Below are 26,514 nucleotides of genomic sequence, written 5' to 3' on the forward strand. Positions count from 1 at the left end.
TCACAGGGTGATGACCGACGGCGGCCAGGCCGAAGTGACGGTGGAAGACGAGAGCGAGGAAGCGGGCGACGATGAATCGACGACCGACGAGGAAGGTGAGACGGAATCTTCAGCCGACGAGGGTGAGGAAGAAGACGAAACGGCGGAGGCGACCGAGGCCGAGGAGGACTCAGCCGAAGAAGAAGAAGCCGAGGAGGACTCAGCCGAAGAAGAAGAAGCCGAGGAGGACTCAGCCGAAGAAGAAGAAGCCGCCGAGGAGGAATCAGCCGAGTACCACGTCGAAGATGCCGAGGACGTCTACCAGGACGACGACGCGTCCGGCGTCCTCCATCTCGATCTCGATGGCCTGTTCCTCGACCTGCTTGGCCTCGAGGTGAACCTGAACCCGGTGACGCTCGACGTCTCAGCCCGTCCAGGCGAGAGTAACCTGCTCGGGAACCTGTTGTCTGCAGTGACCGGCCTTCTCGATGGTGCTGGCGGCCTCTCAGACGCAGTATCGTCACTCCTGGACAAGCCGAAGGAACTGCTCAGCAGCCTGCTGGAGAAACCGAAAGCGCTCCTCAGCGGACTGGCGAGCAAGCCAAAAGAACTGCTCAGCAGACTCTTCGGGCTTGGCGGTGACGAATCGGAAACCGATGCCGAGGAACCGGAAGCCGAGACCGAAGAGACCGAAGCGACAGACGATGAGTCCAGTGGTCGGATCGCCAACGCCTGGAGCTGGCTGAAAGAGAAGCTACTCGGGCTCATCCCCGGCTTCCCGATCGAAGACCTCGTGGCAACGGTCGTCAGCCGGGTAATCGAGCAACTGATCGAGCAGCTCGAGCCGGATCGCGAGCAAGTCGAGTCAGACTCCCAGTCCGACGCAGCGTCACAGACGGAGGCGTCATCATGAGTGAGCAATCGAAATCAGTGACCCAGCGAATCGACTACGGAAAGATCGCCGAGAACGTTGACGTCGATGAGCTCGTCGAGGGAACGCAGTGGGAAGACGAAATCAACGAAGAGAAGCCGCTCGGCGAAGCACTCGGCGGTCAGATCGGTGCACTCGTCGGTCGAAAGGTCGGCGAATCAGTCGGCCGAACGATCGGTGAGCTGGTCATCGAGGAACTGCTCGGTCCCGACGAGGAAGCCGAAGACGAACCGGCGGAGGAAGCCGAAGACGAACCGGCGGAGGCAGAAGACGAACCGGCGGAGGAAGCCGAAGACGAACCGGCGGAGACAGAAGACGCCGGCGACGACACGGAAGGTAAGGGGGAAAGCGACAACGCTGAAGCCGACGACGCTGCGGCCACGGACGAAGACGAGGAAGAAGAGTGACCATGCTATCGTATCAACTGCTCTCCGACGGATCGGATGTCCCGCCTCGAGGTGAGTTCGATGAGTGACGCCGGGTTGAAACAGCTGGTTGCCCAAGAGGTGAGCAATCAGGTCGCGGTAGCCGATCTGCTCGGTGACGGCTCCATCGAAGACGGTATCGATGGTGGCGAGATCGGTGCCGCGGTCGGTCGCGAGTTCGGCGCTCGAGCGGGACGGGAACTGGGGTCATCGATCGGCCGCGCGATCCACGAGACGATCGCCGAGGGGATCGAAGCCGAAAAAGACCGCCAAGAGCTGCAGTCGGATCTCACGACGGCGATCCGGGACGCCCTCCGCGAGACGATCGACGAAAACGGCGCCAAGGAATCGGTCCAATCGCTGGCACAGGGCGCGACCGAAGGGAGTAGCCTCGAGGGACTCCTCGAGAGCGACGGAGAGGAATCGACAGACGAGGCGGATGAAGCCGACGCAGAGGGCGACGAAGCCGACGAAGAAAGCGAGGAGTCCGGTGCTCGAGCGGCGGTCGAGTCGGCCGCCAAGGACGTAAGCGAGGCCAGCGGACTCGACGATGTCCTCACGGACGACGATGCGGACGAATCTGGGGACGACGAGATGACGGAGGACGACGAAGCCGAGACGGAAGGCGACAGCGAACTGGACGCCGAGGAGGATGCGGCGGATGAAAGCGACGGCGAACCGGATGCAGAGGAGGACACGGCGGACGAAAGCAACGGCGAATCGGATGCAGAGGAGGACACGGCGGACGAAAGCGACGGCGAACCGGATGCAGAGGAGGACACGGCGGACGAAAGCGACGGCGAACCGGATGCAGAGGAGGACACGGCGGACGAAAGCGACGGCGAACCGGATGCAGAGGAGGACACGGCGGACGAGAGCGACGGCGAATCGGATGCCGAGGGTGATGGTGAAGACGACTCCGAAACGTCGGCCGAGGATCTCGAAGGGCTCCGGAAAGACACGCTCACGGACTTTTTGGGGGTAATGTCCTACGACGATCTGCAATCGGTCGCAAAGGACGTCGGTGTGAAGGCAAACCTCAGCCGCGAGGAGATGACCGACGAAATCGTCGCGGCGGTGACGGACGACGAGTCGGACGCCGAATCGGCGGACGAGGCGGACGCGGAAGCCGAGTAATCGATCGAGATCGACGCCTCGAGTGCGGGTTCAGAACCGAGACACGACAGATGAGCCAAGAACTACGCGAACACGTGAACGAGGTACTGCGCGAGGCCGATGCGTCCAGCGGCTCGCTCGTCGAGACGAGCGACTCGGACGAGGAAGACGACGAAGCGGCCCAGACGGACCTGCTCGAGACCGCGACAAAGGCGAACGACCTGCTCGAGTCCGCCAGTCCGGACGACCTGCTCGAGGCAGTCGGCCTAGACACGCTCCCGGACGGGACCGAACCGGATTCGGTTCCCGAGGCGATCACGCAGGGAGACCCGGAGCACGTCGAGGAGTTACAGCGACTGGTAGCACTCTCGAAACTCGCCGACCGGGGCGATGACGAGACGCTTGAGGAGGCCGTCGGCGAGTTACGGGAATCGATCGGCGACGAGGCGGAAGGCGACGACTCCGAATCGGAGACCGACGCTAAAGCGGACACAACTGACGAGTCCGAAAGCGATGACAATAGCGCTCGAGAGACGATCGAGTCGGCCGCTGAGACCGTGAGCGAGGCCAGTGGCCTCGACGATGTCCTCGAGAGTGACGGTGACGACGCGTCGGCCAGCGGCGAATCCGATGCTGGCAGAGCAGAGACATCCAGTGAGCTCGGCGAGCAGCTTCGATCGGCAATGGAGTCCTCGTTCGACGGGATCGGTGACGACCTCGAGAACCTCCGGGACCGACTCGAGGAGGCGAGCGCCGACGCCGTCGACGGGGAAGCGGAGAGTGACAGCGAGGACGAAGCGAGCGATGACGAAGCTGACGCGGACGAAGACGACGGATTGCTCGATATCGACCTCGAATCAAACCAGGACCGCGGCACGTCCGGTGGCAGCGGAACCCGCTACTCGACAATGGCCCCGCCGCCGTCGGAGCGAGCCGATATGAAAGGGACCGCGCGTCACTCGACGATGCCCGACAAGGGCTGATCGGCCACTCGAGTCGGTCGTCGTCTCTCCAGGCGGGTGCCAGACAAGAGACCGCTGTCGACACCGAGCGGGCAAAGGACTGCTCCGGGACGATCAGCGCCGTTGGCGACTACTCGTCGTTCCAGTCGTCGAGGAACAGTCGAATCCCCATCACTGGAATGAACAAGAAAAACGCCAACAATACCATGCCGAGGAAAATCGTACTGATAAATTGCGTAGAGAGCGTTGGTGTGACGATCAGTGACGCCAGAAGAACGCCGCCAACGATCGAAACGATCATCAGGATAAGGAGATCCGTGCGCCTGACCGGGACTTCCTCAGTCATACGTGAACGTACGAATCCAATCATATAGTGCTACAAGGTTTCGATTCGGGGGGTCGAGTTCGGTAACAAGGACAGGACTTACTGGGAGTATCCTGTATGAAGACGCATGTACGAGTCGATTCTGGTCGCGACTGATGGGAGCGAAGCGGCACGCGAGGCCATCGCCCACGCAGTCGAACTCGCCCGACAGTTCGACGCGAGGCTGTACGGGATCGCCGTCCTCGAGAGTCGAACCGAGTACGACAACGCGATCGTCGACCCCGCAGAGGCCAGGCGACGACAGCGCGAGCAGGCCAACAGCGTGCTCGAGACACTCGAAGAAACTGCGACTGAGGCCGGCGTGACGGTCAAAACGGATGTCCGAACGGGTGTCCCGTACGAAGAGATTCTCGCATACGCGAGTGAACAGGATGTAGATGCAATCGTGATGGGTGCCCGCGGCCGCTCGTCGTTCCGGCGCGCACTTCTCGGGAGCACCGCAGATCGTGTCGTCAGATCCACGACTCGCCCAGTCATGTTGATTGACGAACCAGCCTGATACGGACTGCTGGAGTCAATTACCGCCGATCACCGACCCCGTCTCTGGTGATCGGCGGTCACTCGGTACAGCAGACCGTATGAAACGACGCCGTTCTGGCTTGTCGAAGACCGAACATTTACTTCCACTGTCGTATGAGATACGGGTATGACGCTACTCGTCCCGTTCGATGGTTCGAAGTTGGCACAAAACGCACTCGAGAAGGCCTCCACGTTCGGTGACCTACTCGATGAGGAAGTCGTCGTACTGACGGTCATCCCCGACGACGACGAGTACGCGCGAGAGCGAGGCTGGATTACGGCGGGCGAACCGTTCGATCTCGAGGCGATTGAAGCGGGAATGAAAACGCGAGCCGGAGAGGTTGCCCCGGAGGCAACGGTCCGGACCGAGCGTGTCAGCTCCGACGAACCGACGTCGACGTCCACAACGGATGTCGTCCGCGAAATTCGGCGAGTCGCAGGCGAGGTCGAAGCGTCGGTCGTCTTCATCGGTTCGGAGAACGCTGGCTCCGTGATCGCACCACAGTCGAGTGTCGGAAGCCCGGTCGCAAACGACCAGCGCTACGACGTGTACGTCGTTCGCGAACCCGGTGACTCGGTCGATCCCGAAGACATCGCTGACATCGACTCAACGATCGAGTAAGCGAGACTGTCGTGCTCGCCGCCCAATGACGAACGCGGATACGAGATCCACGTCCCGTACGGGCACTGCTGGCGGGAGCGCCATCTGATGGCGCCGTTTCTGACGCTTCCAGTCACCGATCCAATTCTCATCTTCGGACTGGCGATGATCGTCTTTCTGATCGCCCCGCTCGTACTGGACCGATACCGACTGCCGGGGATCATCGGCGTTATCCTCATCGGGGCGGTCATCGGCCCGAACGGGCTCGGCGTGCTCGAGCGCGACGAGACGATCATCTTGCTCGGTGAGGTCGGCATCGTCTATCTGATGTTCGTTGCGGGTCTCGAAATCAACCTCTCCCAGTTCATCGAGTACAAATATCGGAGCCTCGTCTTTGGACTGCTCTCGTTTGTCATCCCACAGGTGGTCGGAACGGTCGTGGGCTACTACGTGCTTGGGCTTTCTGTTGGGACCGCAGCCCTGTTTGCAGCCATCTTTGCGTCCCATACACTGCTTGCGTATCCGGTGGTCAGCCAGCTCGGGATCGCGAAAACCGAAAGCATCACGGCGACGATCGGCGGCACGATCATCACCGACACGCTCGCGCTGCTCGTGCTTGCCATCGTCATTGCCGGCGCGGAAGGCGACCTCGGGGCCAGTTTCTGGCTCGAGTTGACGGTCGGACTCACGCTCTTTTTCGTCGGTGTCTGGCTGCTCGTCCCCCGGATCGGACGGTGGTTCTTCCGGACGGTCGACCAGGAGAGTTACGTCGAATTCCTGTTCGTGATGGCCGTGTTGTTCGTCTGTGCCTCGCTCGCAGAACTCGCCGGCGTCGAACACATCGTTGGGGCGTTCCTCGCCGGCCTGGTCCTCAACCGGCTCATCCCAGAAAGCGGCCCGCTTATGAACCGAATCGAGTTCGTCGGAACCGCCCTGTTTATCCCTTTTTTCTTGCTGTCGGTCGGCATGCTCGTCGATGTTCGCATCCTGACTGCGGGACTCGAGACGCTGTTGATTACCGCCGCGCTCATCGGGCTCGTCCTCACGACGAAGTACGCCGCGGCTTGGCTGACGGCGTGGCGCTATGGGTACTCGACAGCGGAGACGATGGTCATGTTCGGACTGTCAGTCGGCCAGGCTGCAGCGGCGCTTGCGATCGTTCTCATTGGGTTCGACGCGGGACTGTTCGGCGAGGAGATGCTCAACGCCGTCGTCTTGATGATCCTCATCGTCAGCGTCATCAGTCCCGCCGTCGTCGATCGCTACGGGCGAGCGATCGTCCGCGTCTCAGCGCACACCGAGTACGATCCACGAACCGCACCACAGCGAGTCATGGTCCCGTTTTCACGTGACTCTCAGTACCGTGATCTACTCCTCGATCTCGCGATGATCGTTCGGAAAGCAGCGGACGAACAGCCGCTGTACACGGTTAGCATCGCACAGCCGGGCGCTCGAGCCGAGGCCGAAGTCGCTGCAATCGAATACTCACTCGAGGAGACAGCGGCGTACACTGCCGGCGCTGAAGTGCCCGTCGAGCGCCAGACCCGCGTCGAGAGCAACGTCGCGTCGGGTATCGTCAGGGCTGCCCTCGAGAACCGAATCACGACGCTGGTCATCGGCTGGGACGGCACGCCGCGCCACCAACGTCTCTTCGGCGACGTAATCGATCGGATTCTGATACAGTCGGAACAGCTCGTGTTAGTTTCACACGTCCGTCAACCGCTGAACACGACGAGCGAAATCGTTGTCATCCTCCCGCGTGGGATTGACCACAACGACGGGTTCTACGAGGCTGTCCACACGGTCGAGCATCTCGCAGAACAGATCGGTGCGCCGATCCGGGCAATCGTCGTCGATGGGAACCCCGAGCAGTTCGAACGACTGTTCGGACTGGTCGAGCCGGACGTTCCCGCGACCTTCGAACGGGTCGATAACTGGGATGACGTCTCGACTCGGCTTCGCGAAGACGTCGACGAGACGGCTCTCGTCGTCCCGATGAGTGCCCGTCGCGGAACGATGGGCTGGCAGTCGGCGCTTCGAACGCTTCCAACTGAGATTGCGACAGCGACGGATGGGAACTTCATCATCATCTACCCGGCTGTCGGCGACCGGAGCGACGATCGACAGTTCCTCCAGTTTCGATAACGGTCCCAGCTCGTTGGTGAGTCGAACCACGGCGTCGGTGTGACGACACAGACAACACCGGCAGTTCCAGTGTGAGCGTTGTTCGAACTGTCATCCAGACACCGTTCGGAGGAACGTTTATTCCGCTGACTATCTTCGGTTCGAACGATCATGGCCGATCGGAACGGGTGGGGACGCGACCGTCCCGTCCTCACCGGATCGCCCCGAAGCCCGCCGCCGTCGTTCGTCGAGCAGGCGAACGTCACGGATCCGGGGATCTATGACGAGTTCGAGGAGAACTGGCCCGAGTGCTGGGAGCAGGCAGCTGACCTGCTGTCGTGGGACCAGTCGTATGAGACCGTCCTTCGTGATGAAGAGGCCCCGTTTTACCAGTGGTTTCCGGGCGGGAAACTGAACGCCGCCGCGAACTGTGTCGACCGCCACCTCGAGTCCGGACGCAAGACCCACACTGCGATCCGCTGGGAGGGCAAACACGGCGAGCGCAAGACTTACACCTACCAGGATCTCTACGTCGCAGTCAACGAGTTCGCCGCGGCCCTGCGCGATCTCGGTGTCGAAGAAGACGATGTCGTGACGATCTATCTGCCGATGATTCCGGAGTTACCGATCGCGATGCTGTCGTGTGCCCGGATCGGCGCCCCACACAGTGTTGTTTTCGCCGGGTTGTCGGCCGATGCGCTAGCCACGCGGATGGACGCCGCCGACAGCGAGTATCTGGTCACCTGCGATGGCTACTACCGCCGAGGGGATGCGTTCAATCAGAAGAGCAAGGCGGACAACGCCCAGCTCAAACTCGAGCAAGATGTCCGGACGGTCGTCGTTGATCGACTCGGCGATGACCTCCCACACGTCCTGGGGGACGACGAGTACGATTATCACGGCCTTCGAGAGACATTTGCGGGCGAAACGATCGAACCGGTCCCCAGAGACGCCGAGGATATGCTGTTTCTGATGTACACGTCGGGAACGACCGGCGAGCCGAAAGGCGTCGTCCACACGACAGGTGGGTATCTGGCCCACGCGGCCTGGACGAGCCATGCTGTCCTCGATGTCAAACCCGAAGACACCTACTGGTGTGCGGCTGACATCGGCTGGATTACGGGCCACTCATACATCGTTTACGGCCCGCTGGCACTCGGGACGACCACGGTAATGTACGAGGGCACACCGGATTATCCTGATCGGGACCGACTCTGGGAGATCGTCGACCGAAACGCAGTCGACATCTTCTACACCGCACCGACGGCAATCCAGGCGTTCATGAAATGGGGGTCGGAGTACCCTGCTCGTCACGATCTCTCCTCGCTGCGCCTGCTTGGCACTGTCGGGGAGCCGATCAGTCCGCGACCGTGGAACTGGTATTACGAACACATCGGGAACGAGCGCTGTCCAATCGTCGACACCTGGTGGCAAACTGAGACGGGTGCAGTGACGGTGTCGACGCTTCCGGGAGTCAGTGAGATGAAACCCGGTGCGGCCGGCCCAGGTCTGCCGGGAATGGACATCCGCGTGATCGACGAGTCCGGAACGGAGGTCGATCCCGGCGACTCCGGCTATCTCACCATCGCCCGCCCGTGGCCAGGGATGGTCCGGACGCTGTACGACGGCGATGAGCGCTTCCGGACGGAGTACTGGGATCGCTTTTCCGATCCCGACACTGACGAGTGGCACTATTTCAGCGGTGATGCTGCTCGGGTCGACGAAGACGGCTACATCACCGTCCTCGGCCGTGTCGACGACGTGATCAACGTCTCTGGTCGACGACTAAGCACGACAGAGATCGAGAGCGCGATCACTGGCGTCGCCGGTGTCGCCGAAGCTGCCGTCGTCGGTCGCTCGAGTGAGACGAACGGAACGGACGTCTACGCCTACGTCAGCACCGAAGGTGGGTACGACGACGACATGGCCGTTCGCGAGGCGATCATCGACAACATCGAGACGGCGATCGGACCGATCGCGCGTCCAACGAACATCCTCTTTACGCCTGAACTTCCCAAGACGCGCTCGGGGAAAATCATGCGCCGGCTCCTCGAGGATGTCGCAAACGGCGAGGAACTCGGTGACACGAGTGCGCTGCGGAACCCGGAAATCGTCGGCGAAATCCAGGCTGAGATTGGCGAGGAGTGAGTTCGCGACCTCGTTTCGGAGATTCATATACTCCGAAATCGAAGCCGAGAGAAATACCGGTAGAAAGTCGATATCCTATCGCAAACGGTGTGACAGCCGACACAATTATATTCGTGCTATTAGAAAAGACGAATCATGAGTCTCGAGGGGACTGACTCGTCGGTACTGTCACGTGAGCGCTACGAGTCGCTCCTCGATGCCGCCGAAACGTATCGCGAGGCGCTCGTCGTCCAGCTCTGTGGTGACGTCGGGCTCCGACCGACGGAGCTCACCGAACTAACGATCGAGAGCGTCGAGCAGGTAAGAATCGAGCCGCCACGCTACCTGATCCGGGTTCCAGCGGTCGATGGCAGGTCGGGACGAACAGCGTATCTGCCGACCCACGTCGAACGGGAACTGCGCCGATATGCACAGAGCAACGGCCTCTCCACCGATGACCGGATCTTCCCCGTCACGGCGCGCCGGCTCCAGATGCTCGTCTCGGACGTCGCCGACCGGGCCAGCGAACTGTACGACCAGCCGGCGCTTGCCGATCTCTCGACGAGCGACCTGCGACAGTTTTTCGCTCGCACTGCGCTCGTCGATCATGCGGTCAACCCCAGAGTCGTCAAAACCGTCGGCGGCTGGGGGAGTTTCGAAGCACTCGAGCCGTACCTCCCCGAGCCGACGGACGCGGAGATCGTCGATGCCTTCGATGCCACCGAACGGCCGTCTGGACCGGGTCATGGTCGCTCGAGGACACAGGCTGGACCGATGGTGAGCGACGACAGCGTCATCCGGCTGCTGTTGGCTGCAAGCGACCGCTATGCACTGATTCGCCTCGATGCAGACGGCTACGTCGAACGCTGGAATCGCAGTGCAGCGTCGATGTTCGGCTATCGGGCCAGCGAAATCGTCGGCACGCACGTCTCGACGTTCTATACGGACAACGCCGTCAACGATGGCGTCCCAGAGCGGGCGTTGTCGGCTGCCTTAGAGGAAACTGGCTACGAAAACGAAGGGTGGCGTGTCCACAAGGACGGATCCCAGTTCCGGGCGACCGACGTCATCTCGCCGCTCCGAGACGACCGTGGTCGCCATCGCGGCTTCGCCGTCTTCGTTCGTGACGTCTCAGCCTCACATGCGGAACTCGAGGGCGTCCGCTCACGCCGCGACGAACTCGAAGGGCGCTATGCGGTTGCCCGAGCCCACCGCGCGGTCGCGCGGTCGTTGCTCGAATCGACCGACCACGAGGAAGTCGAGACACGGACCTGCACAGCACTGACCGGTGGGCGAGCCTACGAATACGCCTGGATCGACCGAGCGACCGTGACGGACCGCCGGACTGACTGGCGGGCCTCGAGCGGGATCGAACCCACGGACGTCGATCGTCTCGTTCCGGAGCAGTGGCTAGAAGACGGGCCAACGACGGACGATGGCAGCGCTGCGGTCTCGGTTGTCACCGACGTGAGCCTCGATGTCGAGAACGGAGACAACGGTGCGTCAGCGGACAAGACCGGAGCCATCGCACGCGTCCCACTCCCGTACGGCGATACGGTGTACGGAACGCTGACGGTCGTGACCGACAGACCGGCGGCGTTCGATGCCGACGAACGCCAGTGGCTCGAGACGATCGGGGAGCAGGTCGGATACGCGATTGCCGCCATCCGACGGCGAAACCTCCTGTTGTCCGACCGCGTCGTCGAACTCGAGTTCGCCTGTCGCGACGACGATTCGTTCTTCGTCGACGCCTCACAGCGTCTTGGCTGTCGGTTCGAACTCGACTCGCTCGTTCCGATTTCGGAGTCGACGCAGCTGTACTATCTCCGCCTGCAGGGGGCGTCGCCGGCCGACGTCTTCGACCTCGCAGCGGACGACCCCGGCATCGACGACTGTCGGCTGGTTGAGACCGACGAACATGGGTGGCGTGTCGAGTTCGTCGTCGAGGGTTCTTCACCGACGTTGACCCTTACCGAGTACGGCGTCACCGTTCTCAATGCTGCCACTGAAGACGGTCTAACGACGATTACGGCCGAATCTGCAGCCGATGCAGATCTGCGAACGATCCTCGCTGGCCTTCGCTCCGGGTTCCCCAACTCGGAACTGGTCGGCAAACGCGAAGCCGAACGAACCGTCCAGACCGCCCGCGAGTACCGAGAGGGACTCGAGGACCGCCTGACAGATCGCCAGGAGGCGTCGCTGCGGGCTGCATACTTCGGGGGGTACTACGACTGGCCGCGCGAGAGTACTGCCGAAGAGATCGCCGATGCGATGGGCGTCTCATCGCCGACGCTGCACAATCACCTCCGAAAAGGCCAACACGAACTCCTGCGAACGTTCTTCGACGACCCATCCGGGGAGTCGTCCACGAACAACTAACGACACGTCGCTGACTCGAGGTGTCTCATCTGAGCCGATATCGCCGTTGGGTTTCGGCCGGCGATACTAAGCCTCTAGAGGAAGGCGATCCCCAATCCATTCTGGGCCGTGACTGGGCGCGCTCGACGGCAACCACCGTGTCGCATGACCGATTAGCACGGAATTTGGCCGCATATGCTCTCCTAATACAGTCAATATCCCCTAGGTTACCTCCCTGTATAGGGCCCAATTTTGCACAACTAGATGCCGGCTTTACTATGGTAGTTGCATATTGAGCTGTTGTATCATGTCACAGGAGGATGGCAGTCTCGAGGCTCGCCTCGAGGAGCAAGACACGTTTGAGCCGCCCGAGTCGTTCGTCGAACAGGCGAACGTCTCGGATCCGGGGATCTATGAGGAGTTCGAAGAAAACTGGCCGGACTGTTGGGAACGCGCCGCGGAGTTTCTCGACTGGGAGGAGGAGTACGACGACGTCTTAGACGAGTCGGACGCACCCAGCTACCAGTGGTTTACGAACGGAAAACTCAACGCATCGCAGAACTGTCTCGACCGCCACGTCGAGGACGGGGCGAAAAACCGGGCTGCAATCAAGTGGGAAGGAGAGCTTGGCGAGACGCGAACGTACACGTACGGTGACCTCCTGAACGAGGTCAACGAGTTCGCGTCGACGCTACGTGACCTCGGCGTCGAGGAAGACGACGTCGTCACGCTGTACATGCCGATGGTACCCGAGCTCCCGATCGCGATGCTCGCATGTGCCCGTCTCGGTGCCCCTCACAGCGTCGTTTTCGCCGGCTTCTCGGCCGATGCGCTGGCGACTCGGATGAACGACGCCGACAGCGAGTATCTGATCACCTGTGATGGTTACTACCGTCGCGGTGACGCACTCGATCATATTTCGAAGACCAACGAGGGACTTGAGGACGTCGAACACGAGACGACGACCGTTGTCGTCGACCGACTCGGCGACGCTCTCGAGCACTCTCTCTCGGAGAACCAGCACGACTACGACGAGCTGATCGACGAGCACGCTGGCGAAAGCGTCGAGCCGGTCTCTCGAGACGCCGAGGATATGCTGTTCCTGATGTACACGTCGGGAACAACGGGTAAACCCAAAGGCGTCAAACACACGACGGGTGGCTACCTCGCCTACTCCGCGTGGACGTCTCACTCGGTGCTCGACCTGAAACCTGAGGATACCTACTGGTGTTCGGCCGACATCGGCTGGATTACGGGTCACTCGTATATCCTCTACGGGCCGCTCGCGCTCGGAACGACCACCGTGATGTACGAGGGAACGCCGGACTACCCAGACAAGAATCGCTTCTGGGATATCATCGAACGAAACCGAGTCGACGTCTTCTACACCGCGCCGACGGCGATTCGCGCGTTCATGAAGTGGGGCGAGCAGTACCCTGCACAGCACGACCTCTCCTCGCTGCGCCTGCTTGGCACCGTCGGGGAGCCAATCAACCCACGCGCGTGGAAATGGTACTACGACCACATCGGCGGCGGCGACTGTCCGATCGTCGACACCTGGTGGCAGACCGAAACCGGTGGCCACATGATCACGACCCTGCCCGGCGTTTGTGATATGAAACCCGGCGCGGCCGGTCCCGGCCTGCCCGGCATCGACGCACAGATCGTCGACGAGGCTGGCGAGGAAGTCGACGCTGGCCAGGCGGGGTACCTGACAGTCCAGAAACCGTGGCCCGGCATGCTCCGGACGCTGTATCAAAACGACGAGCGCTTCGTTAACGAGTACTGGACGGAGTACTCCGACCCAGAGAACGACGAGTGGGTCTACTTCCCCGAAGACGGCGCGAAAATCGACGAGGACGGCTACATTACCGTCCTCGGCCGTGTCGACGACGTAATCAACGTCTCCGGTCACCGACTAGGCACGATGGAGATTGAGTCGGCTGTCGTCGGCGTCGAAGGGGTCGCCGAAGCCGCCGTCGTCGGCGGCGACCACGAGGTCAAAGGCGAGGCCGTCTACGTCTACGCCATCCCCGAAGACGGCTCCGAGCCCGGTGCTGAACTCGAGGAGAAAGCCATCGAGGCGATCCTCGACTCGATCGGGCCGATCGCCAAACCCGAGGAAGTGATCTTCACCCACGAGTTGCCGAAGACTCGATCCGGGAAGATCATGCGCCGCCTGCTCGAGGACATTGCAAGCGGCAACGAACTCGGTACCACGTCGACCCTGCGCAACCCCGAGGTCGTCGACGAGATCGCAGAACAGGTCAACGAAGACTAATCTGGGGCACTTTCTTTCAGAGAACAACCACGGACGACACGAACACAGCCACATTACATGACAGAGAATATCACTCACAGATTGGGACGAACCACCGACACAGACGGTGGCGTGCCGACTGAATCACGCGACAAAATTGGAGGAGAAACGAATGGGAGATAACGAACCACAAACCGATGGCGGAACCGCCACGGGAAGAGAGGGAGCACAGACCGTCGACTACCTGGACGAAGAGATTAATCTGTTCAAGCCAGCGACCCCGTTCATGCGGGACAACCTGAAGATGATCTTCGGGCTATTCGCGATTTGGCTGGCGTTCGTCTTCGGCCCGGTGACGGCGAGCTACTTCGCGCCGGAGTTTATGACTGAGACGCGAGTACTCGGTGGCTACCCGCTCAACTTCTTCCTGACGGCAATCGTCGCCCCGGCTGCTGCGCTGGTGCTGTCGGCAGTCTACGCCTGGTACCGCGACAAACTCGACGCGAAGTACGGTATCAGCCACGAGACAGAAGAGGAAACCGGTGCGGCCGCAACCGCCACGGACGGAGGTGAACAATGATGGAGTCGGTTCTCCTGCAGTACGAAACCGCACTCGACCCCGGTTTCAAACTCATTCCGGCGCTGACCGTCATCGGGATGATGGTGCTGTTCCTCGGTGTTGGATACTTCTTCCGGGTCGCCGCAGTCGACGAACTGTGGGTTGCCGGTCGATCTATCGGTCCGATCGAGAACGGGATGGCGATCGGTGCAAACTGGATGAGTGCTGCATCGTACCTCGGTGTCGCAGCACTGATTGCGACAGCAGGGTACTACGGCCTTGGCTTCGTCGTCGGCTGGACGACAGGATATTTCATCCTGCTGATCTTCATGGCCGCACAGTTCCGTCGCTTCGGGAAGTACACCGCACCCGACTTCGTCGGTGACCGATTCTACTCCCAACGCGCACGCGGTCTCGCTGCGTTCACCACGCTCGTCATCGCGTTCGTGTACGCAATCGGCCAGGGGAGTGGCATGGGCCTGATGGCACAGTACATCCTGGGCCTGTCCTACGAGGCTGGTGTGGTCATCTTCATGGGTGTCACGATCGCCTACGTCGCGCTCTCGGGCATGCTCGGGACGACCAAGAACATGGCGATCCAGTACGTCATCCTCATCATCGCGTTCACGCTCGGTCTTTACGCCGTCGGCTGGTCGCAGGGCTGGTCGACCGTCTTCCCGTACCTCGAGACCGGTCCGGAGACGGCCATGCTCATCGACGAGCTCAACCAGCAGTTCGCCGAGCCGTTCGCATTTAGTACCTTCTACGCGTGGGTCGCGCTGACGGTCAGCCTGATCCTCGGGACGTGTGGTCTCCCACACGTCCTCGTGCGTTTCTACACGGTCGACAACGAGCGGACCGCCCGCTGGTCGACCGTCTGGGGACTGCTGTTCATCTGTATCCTGTACTGGGGTACTGCAGTGTACGCCGTCTTCGGCGGACTGCTGTACGAAGACCCAGCACAGCCGGGTGCTGAAACGGCAGTGACCGAGGGTGTTGCAGACACCTTCATGGGAATGCCTGCTGCAGACAGTGACGCACTCGTTGCGCTGACGGCCCAGCTCGCGGATCTTCCCGAGTGGCTCGTCGGCCTCGTCGCCGCTGGTGCCGTCGCTGCCGCACTGGCGACGACTGCGGGACTGTTCATCTCCGCGTCGTCGGCAGCCGCACACGACATCTACACAAACCTCTACAAACCGGAGGCGACCCAGCGCGAACAGATGATCGTCGGCCGATTGACGATCCTCGGCATCGGGGTCCTCGTCACGCTCGTCGCACTGAACCCACCCGCACTGATCGGTGAACTGGTCGCGATGTCGTTCGCAATCGCAGCCTGTGTGTTCTTCCCGGTGTTCTTCCTCGGTCTGTGGTGGGAGAACGCCACTCGAGAAGGTGCGCTGGCTGGGATGGTCACCGGCATCGTCGTCTCCTTCGGTGCGATCGCAAACGATACCGCGATTCCGATGTACACTGGCGTCGAAGGCGCCGTCTCCGCGGAACTCGCCGCAATCGTGCCAGGACTCGCCTCGGCGCTCGTCGGCGTGCCACTCGCCTTCGCCGCGATCATCATCGTCTCGCTGATCACTGAGGACCCACCACAGGACGTCAAACGTCTCGTCCGACAGTGTCACAGCCCAGAGCCGATGGAGCAGATGGAATCCGCAGAAGACGTCACCGCTGACGACTGATCAATGTACGATACAATACTCGTCCCAACTGACGGCAGTAACGTTGCAGAGAACGCTGTCGAGCACGCAATCGACATCGCAGCGAAATACGACGCCACAGTCCACGCACTGTACGTCATCGACACGAGCGCGATGGACATCGGGCTTGGCGCCGAACAGGTCGACCGGATTCGACAGGGCAAGTACGACGAAATGCCCGAAATCAAGGAACGAGCCGACGCGGCCACCGGCTCGGTCGCCAAGCGTGCCAGCGAACACGGCCTCGAGGTCATCGAGTCGGTCGGTGCCGGACAGCCACACGACCGGATCGCTGGCTACGCTGAGAAAAACGACGTCGACATGATCGTCATGGGATCGGCCGGTCGTGGCGGAGTCAAACGGGTCTTACTCGGCAGTGTCGCCGAGCGAACCCTTCGGTCGACGGACATCCCCGTCCTCGTTGTCGACATCCGAGAAGAGTAACTGCGTCGTCGTTGCTCGTTCCTTTTTGTTGTCGTATCGCTACCTGATGCCTCGAGAGTGATCAGAACGCGACAACGCGGCATTCGAATCCGGCCGGGACATCCAGCGATGGAGTGTGCCCGATTGTCTCTCCGTTACTCGTCACTGACTGGTGTCTTTCTCCTGGCTCCCTTTTGCGAGCTCGAGGTTCCAGAACAGCCCGAAGTACGCGACGATACCGGCGAGCATGAGCATGTAGTACGCCCACGTCGGCCCGTCGATCACCTGGAAAATGAGATCGACCATCGTCACCCAGACGATCGCAAACACGAGGTCGACGATCACGCCCCATTTGTCTTCTCGAGCAGTCGCAATCCATTCTCGAACGGGCGTCACCATCCCACCACCTGCTTCGACACAGTGTCACACAGCATGTGGAGTGCTACGGCAGGCCCCTCAAAAAGCCTACCGTCAGCGACGGCTCCGTCGCGCGGTTGCAGTTATCCACCGTCTCCGCGCCACGACAGCGACCGGCGACAGACCGACTGGAGACCCCAGACGCGGGAAACCGAACCCACATATGAGAGACAACAGAAGAGTCGAGCATGAACGAGACACCCGAGGTCGTCATCCTCCGACTCGGTCACCGCCCCGGCCGTGACGAGCGAATGACGACCCACGTTGGGCTGACCGCGCGGGCGCTGGGCGCCGACCGCGTCTGCCTCCCGGACAACGCTGGCCAATCAAAAGCGACCGTCGCAGATATCACCGACCGCTTCGGCGGCCCCTTCGACGTCGAGTTGACGGACTCGCCACAAGCGATGGTCCGCAACTGGGACGGAAAGGTCGTCCATCTCACGATGTACGGCGAGCGCGTCCAAGATGTCGAAGGCGAGATTCGAGACGCCCATCGAGATGCTGGTGAGCCACTGCTCGTCGTCGTCGGTGCTGAAAAGGTCCCCTTCGACGTCTACGAGGAAGCCGACTGGAACGTCGGCGTCACCAACCAGCCCCACTCCGAGGTCGCCGGACTGGCCGTCTTTTTGGACCGGCTGTTCGAGGGCCGCGAACTCGAGCGCGAGTGGGACGACGCGGATCGGCAAGTGATCCCGATGGAGACGGGCAAACGCGTCGAATCGGTCGGCGAGGAGTAGCCAGCACCTGGGCCGGTGACGTATAGTAGCCACTGCAAGTCAATGCACACCTGATCGCACGACAGCTGTGCGATCAGGTGTACATCGTTGCAGTTGTTACTATAGCTGAACGGATCGGTCTAGAGGGTGCAAGATCGTGGTGTGTCGATCGGACGAATAGCAGTTTCCTATCGACAGTATAGTTTTTCTGCCAGGGCGACGCAGATCCGGTATGGGTTCATCGATGTCGCTTCCGCGGACGCCGATTGAGTGGTTCATGCTCGGACCAATCCTCGTCGTCCTCAACGTCGTCGTCTTGCTCGCGACCAACCACACGCTCCCAGCAGCGGTCGCGATGGGTATCTTCTACGGGTTCGCGATGGCGCTCGTGCTCGTCATCGTCGCAACCGTCTGGAATACGCTTCGTGAGTCGAACGAGAGCTCGAGCGTGGATTCGACGGACTAACCATCGGGACTGTTCGGCTCCCGTCTTCGCCCCACGGACGCGGGGTAGTTGACAAGACTTAATGGACCGACGGCGTTACACATAGGTAATGGCTTTTGAGGACCTGCTCGAGGACCCGGTTATCCAGAAGTACTTACACGAGCTGGTCGGTCCCAAGGGAATGCCCGTGGCGGCAGCACCGCCGGACGGGGAAGTGACCGACGAGGAACTCGCAGAGGAACTGGACCTCGAGTTGAACGACGTGCGGCGCGCGCTGTTTATCCTGTATGAGAACGATCTCGCCAGCTACCGACGGCTGCGTGATGAGGACTCGGGGTGGCTTACGTATCTCTGGACCTTCGAGTACGACAACATCCCAGAAAACCTCGAAGAGGAGATGTACCGCCTCTACGACGCCTTAGAAGAGCGTCAAGAGTACGAGCGCAACCACGAGTTCTATCTCTGTGAGATCTGTTCCATCCGCTTCGAGTTCGGTGAAGCGATGGAGTTCGGGTTCGAATGTCCCGAATGTGGCTCGCCGCTGGAATCGATGGATAACGATCGACTCGTCAATTCGATGGACGACCGCCTCGACGCCCTCGAGGACGAACTCAACATCGACGCGGACGCCTAATGGTCGTCCTCGCAACCAAACTCTACGTCGAGGGCGACGCACGCCAGCGCTCGCTCGACTCGCTTCGCTCGCTGGTCGACAACGAGGTCGGCGATCTCGACGTCGAGTTCGAACTCGGCGTGCGCCACGACGATTTCCCCTCCGTTACGATCGAGGGCGACGACGCGACCGTCGCCCGAAACGTCCTCGGCGAGGAGTTCGGCGAAATCGTCCCCGATCTCGAGGCCGGTGAGACGTACGTCGGCACGCTCGAGTCGTGGGACGATGACGGCTTCGTCCTCGACGCGGGACAGGGCGACGGCGTTCGGATTCCGACCGACGAGCTCGGACTCGGTCAGGGAACGGCATCACAGATCCGCGAACGCTACGGATTAGTTCAACATATGCCACTGGAGTTCGTCTACGGCGGCGACGACGAATCGTCACGGCTTGCGGAAGAAGCACAGGACCGCCTCTACGAGTGGACCCGTGGGAACGGACGACTCAACGTCAACAGCGCCACCCGTGCGGAGGTTCGAGCAACGCTCAACCGTGCTGGGCACGCCCAGGACTACGTCACCGTCGAACGACTCGGCCTGCTAGAGCAGAGCGTTATCTGCACCGAAGACACCGACCCACCGGGGCTGCTAGCGAGCGTGGGTGAGTATCTCCCAGCGGAGCTCCGCTGTGTTGTTCCGTAAATGAATCGCCGGCTCGTTTTCGCAGTGCTCGCGGTTGGTTTGCTCGTCGGATTAGCCGGCTGCACGGCGCTTTTTAGCGGTATTTCAGACGAAGAGCTCGACCGCGAGCAGGAGTACGACGACCTCCGGGAGGGCGATGCTGATGTGACGATCGATATCGAAGGCGGCAGTCTCATCAGCAACAGCGAGTTCCGTGCCGTCTACGACTTGAACGATACCGAGGAGCTGTCACTGTATCGATCGAACATCTACAGCGACCGGGCGCTCGATATCCACAGCGTCCGCTACTGGCATCCAAACGGGACCGAGATGACGGGCTCAGAGCTGGATATCGAACAGAGTGATACGAGCACTGACGTTCGCGTTCCCGACGGCAACGGGACGCTCGCGTTTTCGGGTGATGCCGGGCGCAAGACGTTCACTCTGCCAGCCTACATGCATGGGTCGTACGAGGTGACGATCCCCGACAGCCACCGGACATCGAACTTCCTGTTCGGAAGTGTCAGTCCGAGCGGCTACGACCGTGAGATCGTCGACGATCAAGAGCGGCTGACGTGGGAGGACGTCGACAGCACCGTCTCGCTTCGATACTATCTCGCTCGAGACATTCCGTTGTTTATCGGGCTCGTGACGACTGTCGCTCTGATCGGCGGTGTTGGCATCGCGTACTACTATCGGCAGGTCAAACGCCTCCGAGAACAGCGCGAAGAGCTGGGACTCGACGTCGAACTCGACGACGATTCCGACGACGGACCACCGCCGGGAATGCGATAACCGGTCCGTCTCACCCACTCGACCACCAGTCAAGAGCCACTCCGAGAGTAGTCAGCAGTGCCGCTCGAGACGTTTGGTAATCCACTGTACGGATAGCAGACTGTCTCAACCGTGAATCGTTTGCTCGTCGAGCCAGATGACGTCGTCACCATCGAGTTCGAGACGACCCTTGACGTGTGTCAGTGTGGTGTTCGTTTGTGTCGGCTCGAGACGGTCCAGATGGACCGTTTGGGTAGCGTCGACGTCGTCGACGAGCCAGCCGTAGTAGGCATCGTCGGCGTCGGTAGCGGTAAAGACGAGCAGTTTCGGATCATCGATCCGCGTCATCGTCTGTGAGGAGGCCGTAAACGCCCGCGGGAGATCGATAACCCGGACCCGTTCACCGGCAACAGAGACTGACCCTGCGTTCCACGGGTCGTCCGCCGAAGCGATAGATCGGTCGTCCGCTACGCCGAGAACGGATGCGACGGCATCGGCCCTGACACAGTACCGTTCGCCCTCGAGGTCGAACGTGAGGACGGTAACCGGGTCGTCGGTCTGGTCGCTCTGTGTCGCCGATCCCATTCTGGTGCGTACTTTCAGAGAGAGAAAATAAAGATTTCGAGATAAAGCGCCTGTAATAACGCTGAAAACGGTGTGATCGAGTCGAGACGAGACAGTGCCGGGGTCGCCAGCGTTCGGAGTCAATGTTTTAGTCATGGAACTTGATACACGAGCAGGAACAATGGCCCCGGATCTGTCCGAAAAGTTACTCGGAATCGATATTGACGGCGCTGACGATCAACGACGCCAGGATGCGGGCGACTCGGAAGAAGAGCAAGAAGAGCTCGAGCGGTTCGTCTTCTTCAAGAGCGGGAGTAACCGACTCGCAGTGTCGGTCGACGCTGTGAGAACGCTTGCAGAGCTTCCCGAAGAGCTGACGCGAGTCCCACGGACGCCACCGGCGATTGAGGGCATGGTTGATCTCCGTGGTGAGGTCACCGCGGTGATCGATCCCACCGTCCACTTCCCAACTGACGACAGCGAGACCCAACGTGGTCGAGAACGGCTGCTCGTGCTCGATCGTCCGTCCGACCAGCAGTCAGCAGCGATTCGGGTCGACGATGTCATCGGCGTTGAGACGGTTCCGGTGAGCAACGTGCTCGACGAAGCGACAGTCGAAGACCGGCCGTTCTCCAGCGACCCGCTGACACACCCGCTCGTCGATGCGCTCATCGAACAAGAACACGAGCATGAGGCCGACGACGATGGAATCGTCGCCACGACTGAATCGGGAGTCGAAAGCAGTTCTGCGGCAGGAACAGCGACCCAAGCCGGTGTTGGGATGACGTCGTCGCCGCTGGGATCGAGCCATGCCAACTCGAGTGACGACACTGGGACACCGTTTTCGCTCGACGCAGACGAGACGGCGACCGACTCGTCAGACGAGACTGAAGCACCTCGAGAACTCGTTATCGAGGTGACGCCACTGGTCGACATCGAAACGCTTCTGCTGGCGTCCGGACGCCGGGACCAACAACCGTAGGAAAACTGCGACGGATTCGGGTGGCTGATCTGGGCGTTGAGTGTGCTCTCTGCTCCGTATTCGTTGCTTATCAGACTTGATAACAGGGAGACAGCATTTATGGTAGTCGTATTGTTATCAGCGGTTGGTGTACTACTGAATGTCGACAGGGGTGCTCATCGTAGACGACTCTCATTTTATGCGGAATTTACTGCGCCAAATCTTGGAACAGGATTACCGCATCGTTGGAGAGGCGTCTAACGGCGCCGAAGCAGTCAAACTGTACAAAGAACACGACCCCGATATCGTTATGATGGACATCGTGATGCCGAAAGCAAACGGCATCAAAGCCACCGCGGCGATCAAGAAGATCGACCCGGATGCGCAAGTCATCATGTGTACAAGTGTCGGGCAACGTGAGAAAATGAAACTCGCCGTGAAAGCTGGTGCCGACGGCTACGTCACGAAGCCGTTCGAAGAACCCAGCGTCAGAAAGGCCCTTTCAGACGTCGTTGCGGCATGACGCGGGTACTCGTTGTTGACGACTCGCCGTTTATGCGGACAGTCATCAGCAACGCGCTCACAACCGCTGGCTACGACGTCGAAACAGCAACGAACGGCTCGAAAGCCATCGAGGCTGCCGCGGCATACGACCCCGATGTCATCACGATGGACGTCGAAATGCCAGAAATGGACGGGATCGACGCCGTCGAACAGATCATGGCGACGAATCCGGCCTTAATTCTCATGCTGAGTGTCCACACGGATCGTGGAACCGAGGCGACGCTCGATGCGCTCGAGCGTGGTGCCGTCGACTTCCTTCACAAACCCGACGCATCGGACTCACGAACCGTGACTCATCTCAGTTCCGACATCGTCGAGAAAGTCGACGAACTCGCTGATGCAAACGCGTCGTCGGTCGCGCTCGCCCGCGCCGCTGCATCCGTGCATGCGACGCGATCGAGTCAACCAAACGGCGCAGTCACGACAGTCACTGAGATCGGTGGCGAAACGCAGACCGAACCAGCACAGTGTGAGTCGACTGGCCCCGACTTCGAGACGACGACCGAACCCGGAGTCGAAGACGAGCGTGCGGACAATCCAACCGTCGTTATCGGAGCATCGACCGGTGGTCCGAAGATCATCGAGGAGCTGTTCGAACGGCTCCCGATCGATCTCGGTGCGAAGATTCTCATCGTCCAGCATATGCCTGCGGAGTTCACCGAGCGCTTCGCCCAGCGCCTCGATTCACGCAGCGAGTACGATATCCGCGAAGCGGTGGACGGTGACCTGATCCGTTCTGGAGAGGCAGCGGTTGCACCGGGCGACGCCCATCTCGAGGTGGCGACCAACGTCGGCGGCCTGCTTCGGGTACGCCTCGACGACGGGGAGCGGATCCATGGCGTGCGACCGGCGATCGACGTCACGATGCAAACAGCAGCCGAACAGGTCGATGACCGACTCTGTGGCGTTGCCCTGACCGGGATGGGTGCCGACGGCGCAGCCGGCATCGAGGCGATCAAGACCGCCGGCGGGCACACCATTGCACAGGACGAGGCGACGAGTCCAGTCTTTGGAATCCCGTATCAGGCAATTCAAACGGGCTGTGTCGACGCCGTCGTACCCGCCACAAAGCTCGTCGAGACGATCGTCGACGCGTTCAATACGGATGGTGAGACCGATGACTGATTATCTGACCGACTTCGTTCAAGAGAGCGAAGAACGAATTACGGAGCTGAACAACGCGTTGCTCACCTTCGAGCGCGAGCCGACCAACGACGAGGCGATGGAAAGCATCTTCCGCGTCGCGCATACGCTCAAGAGCAACTGTGGTGCGATGGGACTCGACGCTGCGAGCGATCTCGCACATGCGATCGAGGACCTCCTCGATGCCGTCCGAACGGACGACCTCGAGGTGACGCCCGAACTGATGGACGTGATCTTCGAAGGAGTCGACGAACTCGAGACGCTGCTCGACGAAGTCGCAGCCACTGGCGAGACCGAAACCGATCCGTCGGCGACGATCGAGGCGCTTCGTGAGCACCTCGACAGCCAGACAGCGTCGGTCGTCGTCACGACCCCTTCGGCCGAAGAGATCGATACCGTCCTCGAGCGGGTCGACCCGCCGGAGGACGACGATCACGAGATCTATCTGAGCCGGCTCGGACTCACTGAGTGCGACAACGCCAACAACGGTGTGCTCGTCGTCGATGCCCTGATCGATGCGTTCGATCTGCTTGGCACCGAGCCACCACGCAGCGATATCGAAGCCGGTGACGACGACGGCCGAATCGACGCCGTCTTCGCCAGTGCGGTCGGAAAAACCGCCATCGAATCCGGTCTCGAGCCGGTCGAGGCGGTTGCCGACTTCGAACTCGTTACCGTGACCGATCGGTTCGAATCGCTCGAGGCCGCGGACACAGAGCCGTCGGGTTCGGAACACACCGAACCGCAATCGGCTGATCCCGGTGACGAGATTTCGTCGGACGAAGCCAAGGAACTCGAGGTCGACGAACTGCTCGATGAGTTCGACGAGTTCGATAACTTAGACGAGATGGTCGAGGACGTCGAGGACGACGACCTCGAAATGTTCGATGATATGGGTGACGCTGGCTCGTTCGACGACCTCCTCGACGAGACACAGCCGGATGACGACGAACACTCGAGTACGTCTACAGCTGACCACGGATCGGCCGCGGCGTCAGAGACGGCTGCCGATGCTGATTCGACAGCCGACGAGTCCAGTGAGAGCGTCGACGACGCCAGTGCAGTGTTCAACGAACTCAAAGACGAAGTCGAGATGGTCGGCTTCGACGAACTCCAGGACGAACTCGATGAACTCGAGTTCGACGAGTTCGACAGCGACGACGAGGTCGGGATGGACGAACTCATCGGTGAGGACGTCGACGTCCACGATGATTCGTTCCTCGACGAGACAGCTGACAGCGAGATCGATGAGCTGCTGGTCGAGGCGGACGACGCCGACGCGGACACAGCGTCGGCGACACCAGCAGCCGAGTCGTCACCCGAGGCCGAGACAGCGACCCGCTCCGAGCCGGATGGCGAACACGACACCGAGCCGTCGACAGCGACTGCGAGAGACGATGCTCCCGACCCCGTCGACGACACGACTGGGCCGCTCGAGACCGGCGAAGATGGGGCTGCAGAGCCCACCGACGCCGAAGCCGACGCAGTCGCCGAGAGCGAACCCACAGATCACTTCGGAACGACTCTCGAGGACGACGCCGATTCGAGAGCGGAGTTCACCGCTGAGTCGGCTGCAGAGCCGTCTGCTGACGACGCCACCGACGGGTCGCCCAGCAACGAGGCGTCAGACGATCCGTTTGCCGGTGATGATGACTTCGAGAACTACACCGGGTTTACCGGGTCTGAAGACGAGTCCACCGAGGCGTCGACTGAGTTCACGTCGTTCGATGACGACGCGTTCGACGACGATTTCGACGATGAGGCGTTCGAAGACGACGTGTTCAGCGACGACGACTTCGATACTGCCTTTGGCGACGATTTCGATCCCGACGCCGGCAGCACCGACTCGAGTTCGTCGGCGCTCTCGGGGACGCCTACAGAGTCGTTCGGTGACGACGCAGTCGAGACCGAAAGCGAGGGCGACGACGTTATCCGACGGATCGACGAGCCGACGTTCGGGCAGCCGGAGATTACGATCCCCGAAACGACCGATCAGCCGGCTGTCGACGAGCAGACCGACGACGTTCAGTCGATCAGAGTCGACGTCGAACAGATCGATTCGTTGCTGACCCTCGTCGAAGGGCTGGTGACGACACGTGTCCGACTCCGGGATGCAGTTTCCGAAGGCGAGGACACCGCTGCACTCGAGACGGAACTCGACGATCTATCGGAGGTGACCACAGAGCTTCAGGAGACGGTGATGGATATCCGACTCGTCCCACTGGAATCGGTCGCAAACCGGCTTCCTCGTGTGGTCCGAGACATCGCACGCGAACAGAACAAAGAGATCGAGTTCGAGATGACCGGCGAGAGCGTCGAACTCGACCGGAGTATTCTCGATCGGATCGGCGACCCGCTGATCCATCTGGTCCGCAACGCCGTCGATCACGGGATCGAATCGCCCGACGAACGCGAGCAAGCGGACAAGTCCCGCGATGGAACCGTCGAAGTCCACGCCGATCGCCTGCGTGATAGTGTGACGATCACGGTCGAAGACGACGGCAGCGGACTCGATCCCGATCGACTCCGATCCGAGGCTGTCGAAGCCGACGTCATCACTGAAACGGAGGCTGCCACGTTGTCGGATGCGGATGCCTACGAGCTTGTCTTCCATCCCGGCCTCTCAACGACCGACGAGGTAACAGACGTCAGCGGCCGCGGCGTCGGGATGGACGTCGTCAAACGGACGATTGAGGACCTCGAGGGGACTGTCTCGATCGAAAGCGAACGCGGCGAGGGGACACGCGTGAACATGACGGTTCCGGTGACGGTTGCGATCGACGACGTGCTCTTCCTCGAAAGCGGCGGCGAGGAGTTTGGCATCCCGACGAAAGCCGTGCTGGATATCGAATCCGCCAGCAGGCTAGAACAGAGTGACGGTCACCCTGTTCTCCCCGGAAGCGATGGCGAGTATTCGCTCATCCAACTCGCCGACGCACTCGAGACGCCGAACGCGGGAGCCAACGGCGACGGCATGCTCGTCCGTATTCGGGACGACGTCCGCCCGGTCGTGTTACACTGCGACCGCGTCCGCGGCCAGCAGGAAGTCGTCGTCAAGCCGTTCGAGGGGTTCATGGGCGGCATTCCGGGACTCAGCGGTGCAACGGTACGGGGACGGGGGGAGGTAGTCAACATTCTTGACGTGACGACATTATGACAATT

The 26,514-nt window shown here is 61.0% G+C and carries 25 protein-coding genes; 22 read left to right on the forward strand and 3 right to left on the reverse strand.

Annotation, left to right across the window (positions count from 1 at the left end; all coding sequences use genetic code 11):
* Positions 1–10: 10 nt before the first annotated feature.
* Genes DV706_RS02640 through DV706_RS02655 form a run of 4 tightly spaced genes read left to right on the forward strand, consistent with a single transcriptional unit; the run spans position 11 to position 3,434 of the window.
* On the forward strand, positions 11–892 hold the full coding sequence (locus DV706_RS02640) for a hypothetical protein (RefSeq protein WP_006066697.1): 882 nt from the start codon (positions 11–13) through the stop codon (positions 890–892).
* Positions 889–1,317 (forward strand): hypothetical protein, encoded by a 429-nt coding sequence (locus tag DV706_RS02645; RefSeq protein WP_136350781.1) that lies wholly within the window; start codon positions 889–891, stop codon positions 1,315–1,317. Before DV706_RS02640 ends, DV706_RS02645 begins: the two co-directional genes overlap by 4 nt.
* 60 nt (positions 1,318–1,377) lie before the next feature.
* Positions 1,378–2,472 (forward strand): midas domain-containing protein, encoded by a 1,095-nt coding sequence (locus DV706_RS02650; protein WP_136350782.1) that lies wholly within the window; start codon positions 1,378–1,380, stop codon positions 2,470–2,472.
* A 50-nt stretch (positions 2,473–2,522) separates the two neighbouring features.
* Positions 2,523–3,434, forward strand: a complete 912-nt coding sequence (locus DV706_RS02655; RefSeq protein ID WP_006066693.1) for a hypothetical protein — start codon at positions 2,523–2,525, stop codon at positions 3,432–3,434.
* A 109-nt stretch (positions 3,435–3,543) separates the two neighbouring features.
* Here the strand turns inward: DV706_RS02655 and DV706_RS02660 are convergent, their stop codons facing one another.
* Positions 3,544–3,759, reverse strand: a complete 216-nt coding sequence (locus DV706_RS02660) for a hypothetical protein (RefSeq protein WP_049889842.1) — start codon at positions 3,757–3,759, stop codon at positions 3,544–3,546.
* A gap of 106 nt (positions 3,760–3,865) precedes the next feature.
* Between DV706_RS02660 and DV706_RS02665 the strand changes: the two genes are divergently transcribed.
* The 9 genes from DV706_RS02665 to DV706_RS02705 all read left to right on the forward strand — a co-directional run bounded on the left by DV706_RS02665 (position 3,866) and on the right by DV706_RS02705 (position 16,496).
* Positions 3,866–4,297 carry a universal stress protein gene (locus DV706_RS02665; RefSeq protein WP_006066691.1) on the forward strand — a complete coding sequence of 144 codons (432 nt, stop codon included), beginning with the start codon at positions 3,866–3,868 and terminating at the stop codon, positions 4,295–4,297.
* Positions 4,298–4,444: 147 nt separating this feature from the next.
* Positions 4,445–4,939 carry a universal stress protein gene (locus tag DV706_RS02670; protein WP_006066690.1) on the forward strand — a complete coding sequence of 165 codons (495 nt, stop codon included), beginning with the start codon at positions 4,445–4,447 and terminating at the stop codon, positions 4,937–4,939.
* A gap of 87 nt (positions 4,940–5,026) precedes the next feature.
* Entirely contained in the window at positions 5,027–7,063 is a 2,037-nt protein-coding gene (locus tag DV706_RS02675; protein ID WP_006066689.1) for a cation:proton antiporter, read from the forward strand.
* 150 nt (positions 7,064–7,213) lie between these two features.
* Positions 7,214–9,190, forward strand: a complete 1,977-nt coding sequence (gene acs, locus DV706_RS02680) for an acetate--CoA ligase (protein WP_006066688.1) — start codon at positions 7,214–7,216, stop codon at positions 9,188–9,190.
* A gap of 135 nt (positions 9,191–9,325) precedes the next feature.
* Entirely contained in the window at positions 9,326–11,548 is a 2,223-nt protein-coding gene (locus tag DV706_RS02685; RefSeq protein ID WP_006066687.1) for a bacterio-opsin activator domain-containing protein, read from the forward strand.
* 286 nt (positions 11,549–11,834) lie between these two features.
* Positions 11,835–13,808, forward strand: coding sequence for an acetate--CoA ligase (gene acs, locus DV706_RS02690; protein WP_006066686.1), 1,974 nt, complete (start codon positions 11,835–11,837; stop codon positions 13,806–13,808).
* A 151-nt stretch (positions 13,809–13,959) separates the two neighbouring features.
* Positions 13,960–14,367, forward strand: a complete 408-nt coding sequence (locus DV706_RS02695) for a DUF4212 domain-containing protein (protein WP_006066685.1) — start codon at positions 13,960–13,962, stop codon at positions 14,365–14,367.
* On the forward strand, positions 14,364–16,034 hold the full coding sequence (locus DV706_RS02700) for a solute symporter family protein (protein ID WP_049889841.1): 1,671 nt from the start codon (positions 14,364–14,366) through the stop codon (positions 16,032–16,034). The genes DV706_RS02695 and DV706_RS02700 overlap by 4 nt, the downstream gene beginning before the upstream one ends.
* Before the next feature lie 3 nt (positions 16,035–16,037).
* Complete coding sequence (locus DV706_RS02705; protein WP_006066683.1) at positions 16,038–16,496, forward strand: universal stress protein; 459 nt, start codon at positions 16,038–16,040, stop codon at positions 16,494–16,496.
* A 141-nt stretch (positions 16,497–16,637) separates the two neighbouring features.
* Here the strand turns inward: DV706_RS02705 and DV706_RS02710 are convergent, their stop codons facing one another.
* A complete protein-coding gene (locus DV706_RS02710) occupies positions 16,638–16,874 on the reverse strand; it encodes a hypothetical protein (protein ID WP_006066682.1) in 237 nt (78 codons plus the stop codon).
* Positions 16,875–17,080: 206 nt separating this feature from the next.
* Between DV706_RS02710 and DV706_RS02715 the strand changes: the two genes are divergently transcribed.
* From DV706_RS02715 to DV706_RS02735, 5 genes are all read left to right on the forward strand, one after another.
* Positions 17,081–17,629: a tRNA (cytidine(56)-2'-O)-methyltransferase gene (locus DV706_RS02715; protein ID WP_006066681.1), complete on the forward strand. Its 549-nt coding sequence runs from the start codon at positions 17,081–17,083 to the stop codon at positions 17,627–17,629.
* Between the two features lie 211 nt (positions 17,630–17,840).
* A complete protein-coding gene (locus DV706_RS02720) occupies positions 17,841–18,074 on the forward strand; it encodes a hypothetical protein (RefSeq protein WP_049889840.1) in 234 nt (77 codons plus the stop codon).
* 88 nt (positions 18,075–18,162) lie between these two features.
* Entirely contained in the window at positions 18,163–18,687 is a 525-nt protein-coding gene (gene tfe, locus DV706_RS02725) for a transcription factor E (protein WP_006066679.1), read from the forward strand.
* The gene (locus DV706_RS02730; RefSeq protein ID WP_006066678.1) at positions 18,687–19,367 is read left to right on the forward strand and encodes a DUF2110 family protein; all 681 of its coding nucleotides are present in this window, start codon (positions 18,687–18,689) and stop codon (positions 19,365–19,367) included. Before tfe ends, DV706_RS02730 begins: the two co-directional genes overlap by 1 nt.
* The gene (locus DV706_RS02735; RefSeq protein ID WP_006066677.1) at positions 19,368–20,141 is read left to right on the forward strand and encodes a DUF5803 family protein; all 774 of its coding nucleotides are present in this window, start codon (positions 19,368–19,370) and stop codon (positions 20,139–20,141) included. It abuts the gene before it with no gap.
* Positions 20,142–20,246: 105 nt separating this feature from the next.
* Here DV706_RS02735 and DV706_RS02740 read toward each other — a convergent pair whose 3' ends face one another.
* Entirely contained in the window at positions 20,247–20,705 is a 459-nt protein-coding gene (locus DV706_RS02740; protein WP_006066676.1) for a chemotaxis protein CheW, read from the reverse strand.
* Between the two features lie 160 nt (positions 20,706–20,865).
* Between DV706_RS02740 and DV706_RS02745 the strand changes: the two genes are divergently transcribed.
* The 4 genes from DV706_RS02745 (at position 20,866) to DV706_RS02760 (ending at position 26,509) form a co-directional block, all read left to right on the forward strand.
* Complete coding sequence (locus DV706_RS02745) at positions 20,866–21,666, forward strand: chemotaxis protein CheW (RefSeq protein WP_006066675.1); 801 nt, start codon at positions 20,866–20,868, stop codon at positions 21,664–21,666.
* Between the two features lie 139 nt (positions 21,667–21,805).
* Entirely contained in the window at positions 21,806–22,168 is a 363-nt protein-coding gene (cheY, locus tag DV706_RS02750) for a chemotaxis protein CheY (protein ID WP_006066674.1), read from the forward strand.
* Positions 22,165–23,334 (forward strand): chemotaxis-specific protein-glutamate methyltransferase CheB, encoded by a 1,170-nt coding sequence (gene cheB, locus DV706_RS02755; protein WP_006066673.1) that lies wholly within the window; start codon positions 22,165–22,167, stop codon positions 23,332–23,334. Before cheY ends, cheB begins: the two co-directional genes overlap by 4 nt.
* A complete protein-coding gene (locus DV706_RS02760) occupies positions 23,327–26,509 on the forward strand; it encodes a chemotaxis protein CheA (RefSeq protein ID WP_049889839.1) in 3,183 nt (1,060 codons plus the stop codon). The genes cheB and DV706_RS02760 overlap by 8 nt, the downstream gene beginning before the upstream one ends.
* Positions 26,510–26,514: the final 5 nt, after the last annotated feature.

The organism is Natronorubrum bangense, from assembly GCF_004799645.1.
GTDB lineage: Archaea > Halobacteriota > Halobacteria > Halobacteriales > Natrialbaceae > Natronorubrum > Natronorubrum bangense.